Annotated in this window: 3 protein-coding genes; all 3 read left to right on the top strand. The window is 64.0% G+C overall.

All coding sequences use genetic code 11. The features are described 5' to 3' along the window. The coding region (locus DBR23_RS01800) for an IPTL-CTERM sorting domain-containing protein (RefSeq protein WP_199227608.1) at nt 1-2,741 on the top strand (2,741 nt) is incomplete at its 5' end. Nucleotides 2,742-2,899: 158 nt separating this feature from the next. Beyond that, entirely contained in the window at nt 2,900-3,505 is a 606-nt protein-coding gene (xrtH, locus tag DBR23_RS01795) for an exosortase H (protein ID WP_108497111.1), read from the top strand. Between the two features lie 26 nt (nt 3,506-3,531). Next, the coding region (locus tag DBR23_RS01790; protein WP_146191194.1) for an exosortase H-associated membrane protein at nt 3,532-4,073 on the top strand (542 nt) is incomplete at its 3' end.

Genomic DNA, 4,073 nt, shown 5'->3' with positions numbered 1-4,073 from the left:
GTGGCTGGTCGTGCACGCCGTCCAGCGGCTATCCGCTGAGCAGTGGCAACGTGAGCTGTACCCGCTCGGGCACCTTGGCGAACGGTGCCACCACCTCGGTGTTGACCGTGCCTGCTGTGTCCAATGTGAACGGCACTGTGACTGCCGCATTTGCTGTGGCTGGCCGCAAGCCAGACAGCGCGACCATGCCGGATGGGGATTTGACCAACAACACGGTCACTGTAGATGTGGCCTCCAACGCTGGAGCGGATGTGTCGGTCACCAAGACGGCCGCCAGTTCCAACGTGGCGCAGGGTGCCAACGTGGTGTACACCCTGACGCCCCGCCTCAATGGCGGCATGTCGCTGGTGGGGCAGGTCGTCACGGTGACCGACACCTTGGGGGCGGGGTTGACCTTTGTTTCTGCGACGGGCTCCGGATGGACATGTGATGCCACCATCACCTGCACCCGGTCAGAGTACACGGGCGCCAACTTCAGCAACATGCCCGCGATTACCGTGACAGCCACGGCGGATAACACCGGGGTGTTGAGCAACACGGCGGGTGTCAGCACCGCGCTGCCCGACCCTGTGCCTGGCAACAACAGCGCCACGGCCAATGTCACGTCCAGCAACGACGCAGACATGCGGTTGACCAAAACGGCGAGCATCAACCCGGTGGTGCCCAACCAGCCATTCAACTACACACTGACAGCACGCAACACCGGCCCCTTGGCCATCCCGGCGGGCCAGACCATCACCATCACAGACCAGGTTCCGGCGGGGGTCACCCTCAACACCCTCGTCAGCGCGACCGGATGGACCTGCGATGCTTTGCCGTTTGCAGGGCCTGGTGCATGGAACTGCTCTCGCTCCACTGCGTTGTCGGCCAACACCGACGCGCCTGTGGTCACCGTCTCTGCCATGCTGACCGGCACCGGTACGGCCATCAACAACGCCTGCGTGGCCCTGGGGGCAGGCGTACGGGTGGACAGCAATGCCGCCAACAACTGTGCGGGGGTCGGCGTCACATCTACCGCAACGCAGGCCGATCTGCGGGTGGTGTCTAAAACGGCGTCGCCCACCACCGTGGTGGCCGGCGAGAGCCTGACCTATGTCATCACCGTGGAGAACCTGGGCCCTGCAACGGCCACCAATGTGGTGGTGTCGGACACGTTGGCCAGCCTGGTCAATACGGGGGGCTTTCAGTCGGCTACAGCCTCGCAGGGCTCTTGCACGCCCAACGGGGTGACCAACGGGACTTCGCAGAACCTGAGCTGTTCTCTGGGCACCCTGGCAGCAGGTGCACAAGCGACGGTGACCCTGGTGGTACGTCCCAATATCGCAGCTACCGGAAATCGCACGAACACGGCCACCGTGCGGTCCACCGATGTGGGCGATCCTGATCAATCCAACAACAGCGGCAGCGTGACCAGCCAGGTCACCGCCCTGGTGGATGTCACGGCTGCCAAGACCGCGACCCCCGCCTCCGTGGCTGCCGGAGCACCGATCACCTTCGTGGCGACGATCGGAAACACCGGGCCGTCCACCGCGCAAACGGTGCAGATGGTGGACACCTTGCCCTCCAACGCCGCCTTCATCGAGCTGGTCACCGTCAGCGGCGGTGGATCCTGCTCGCCGATCACGGCGGGCACCGTCGGAGGAACCCTCACCTGCACCTGGACGAGCATCACGGCGGGCTCGCAGCAGACGGCCACCTATCGCATGCGGCCCCTGGGCAACGCTGCGGGCAGCAACGTCGTCAACAGCATCGCTGCAACCACTGCCACTGCCGAGTCCAACACGAGCAACAACAGCGCAACGACCACGACACCCGTCACGGCCGCACAGCTCGATATCCTGGTGAACAAGGTGGACAGCGCCGACCCGGTGGACCTGGGGCAACCGACCACCTACACCATCACCATCAACAACAGCGGACCTTCCTATGGGACCAATGTGGTGATGACGGACATCTTCCCGGCCCCAGGCTCGGCGCCGACCGCGACGTTCAGCTACCAAGGTGCGTTGACCGTGAATGCGGGGGGCGTGTGTACCGAGCCGACCGTGGGCGCTACCAGTGGCACGCTGCGCTGCGTTTTCCCAGGCCTTAACAGTGGCCAGACGGCAACGGTGACCTATGCCATGCGTGCGGAGACGCTCACGGTGGCGGGTGCCACCAGCGGCACGGCCTTCAACCGGGCCAGCGTGACCGTGGACGAGACGGAAACCACCCTGGCCAACAACGTGGTCACGCATGACACCACTGCGCGCCGCTTTACCGTGGCGACTGATCTGGCCCTGGTCAAGTCAGCACCTGTGGGGCCTTTGGCGCCTGGCGCATCGCTCAACTACACACTGACGGTCACCAACAACGGCCCTCTGGCCAGCGATGGCGCACAAGTGGTGGATGTGCTGCCTGCGGGGGTGAGCTTTGTCTCGGCCGTTGGCTGCGTGAATGCGGCAGGCACAGTGCGGTGCGCGATCGGGCCCCTGGCAGTGGGGGCTTCGCGGACCTTCACGCTGGTGACAGCGCTGGCATCGCCCTATACCGGCGCACGTCCGCTGGTCAACACAGCCACGCTGGATGCGCCGGGTGACACCAATCCCGGCAACAACTCCAGCACCACCACCACCACGGTGTCGGTGCCGCCCAGCGGGACCAGCAGCATTCCGACCTTGTCGGAGTGGGGGCTGATCATCCTGTCCACCCTGCTGGGCCTGATGGCTTGGGGGCAGGCGGCACGGGGACGTCGTCGCTGACCGCTTCGCAGTAGTCCTCCTCGGCGCTTCGCACATCTGCGAAGCGCTCCGGCTGGTGCCGGCCAGCACGCACCAAGGCGTGCTGGCCGCTTTTTTGTTTGTCGATAATGGAAGCTTCGCCTGAATCTTTGCAGGCAGCTTTGTTGTCCAAGAGTTCCATGCTGCGTTTTTTTCTGACCTTTGTACTGCTTCAGCTTTCCCTTTTTGGCATCAACATGCTGGGCGTGGTACAGCAGCATGTGGTTCTTCCGTGGACGGAGTTGCTGGCGCGCGCCTGCGTGGCGTTGGTCATGCTGTTTGACGAAACCGCTGCGGCGGCGGGCAAGGTGCTTTGGAACACCGCGACCGGCTTTGGTGTTTCGATCGAGCCCGGATGCAACGGCATCGAAGCCTGCATCGTGCTGTTTGCTGCCGTGATGGCGTTCCCCTCGTCCTGGCGCCACAAGCTGGTGGGCCTTTTGGTCGGCTTTCTGGCGGTGCAAGGGCTCAACGTGGTGCGGGTGATCAGTCTTTTCTACCTCGGGCAGTGGAACACGCAAGTGTTCAACTTTGCGCACGAGTACCTGTGGCAGGCACTCATCATGCTGGACGTGCTGGTTGTCTGGCTGCTCTGGGTTCGTGCAGGCAGCAAGTCGCAGGAAGCGTCCGGGCCTCCATCGCCGCCTGAAGATCCACCTGCGCCCCCGGCGTACTCCGCAGTCTCTCCAAAGCCTGCCGACCCGCTGGTGAGCGCGTCTCTGGACCTGTCGCCGCCCGTGCGATGAGCCGAAAGCGAAGGAACGGACTGCCCATGCGCCGACTATCTCCCTTGACGATCTTCATGCTGTCTGCCTTCGGGTGGATCGTGGTCCTGACGACTGTGTGGTCGCAGGTGTCCGCATGGACTTCCTACCCCGTGGGGGCGCTTTCGCACATGGCGCTGGAGCAGAGTGCGCCGATGTGGGTGCGGCAGGTGCATTTGTCGCCGGGCACCATGGAGGTGGATACCGCGATCTCCGTGCCTGTTCCTGACGCGGGCGGGAGACGCGGGGAGATCACCATCGATGTCAGCACAGCACGCTACGCATACGGGCTGCCGATCTTCATTGCGCTGCTGCTGGCAGCCCGAGGCCGGGGGCGCCTGGGCCGTGTGGCTGCAGGGTATGTCCTGCTGCTACCGTTCCAGGCATTCAGTCTGACGATGAGCGCCCTGATGCAAATGGTGTTGGCCGCCCAGGCAGACATCCGTCTGCTCAGGGTATCTCAGTGGCAAATGGAGGCCATTGTGTATGGCTACCAGCTGGGCTCTCTGGTGCTGCCTACGCTGGTGCCTATCCTGCTGTGGCTGTGGAT

It is taken from the genome of Acidovorax sp. HMWF018, from assembly GCF_003061035.1.
In the GTDB taxonomy this organism is placed as follows: Bacteria; Pseudomonadota; Gammaproteobacteria; order Burkholderiales; family Burkholderiaceae_C; genus Acidovorax; species Acidovorax delafieldii.
Note: the sequence above shows the minus strand (reverse complement) of the source record. Positions and strands in the feature narration are given on the sequence as shown.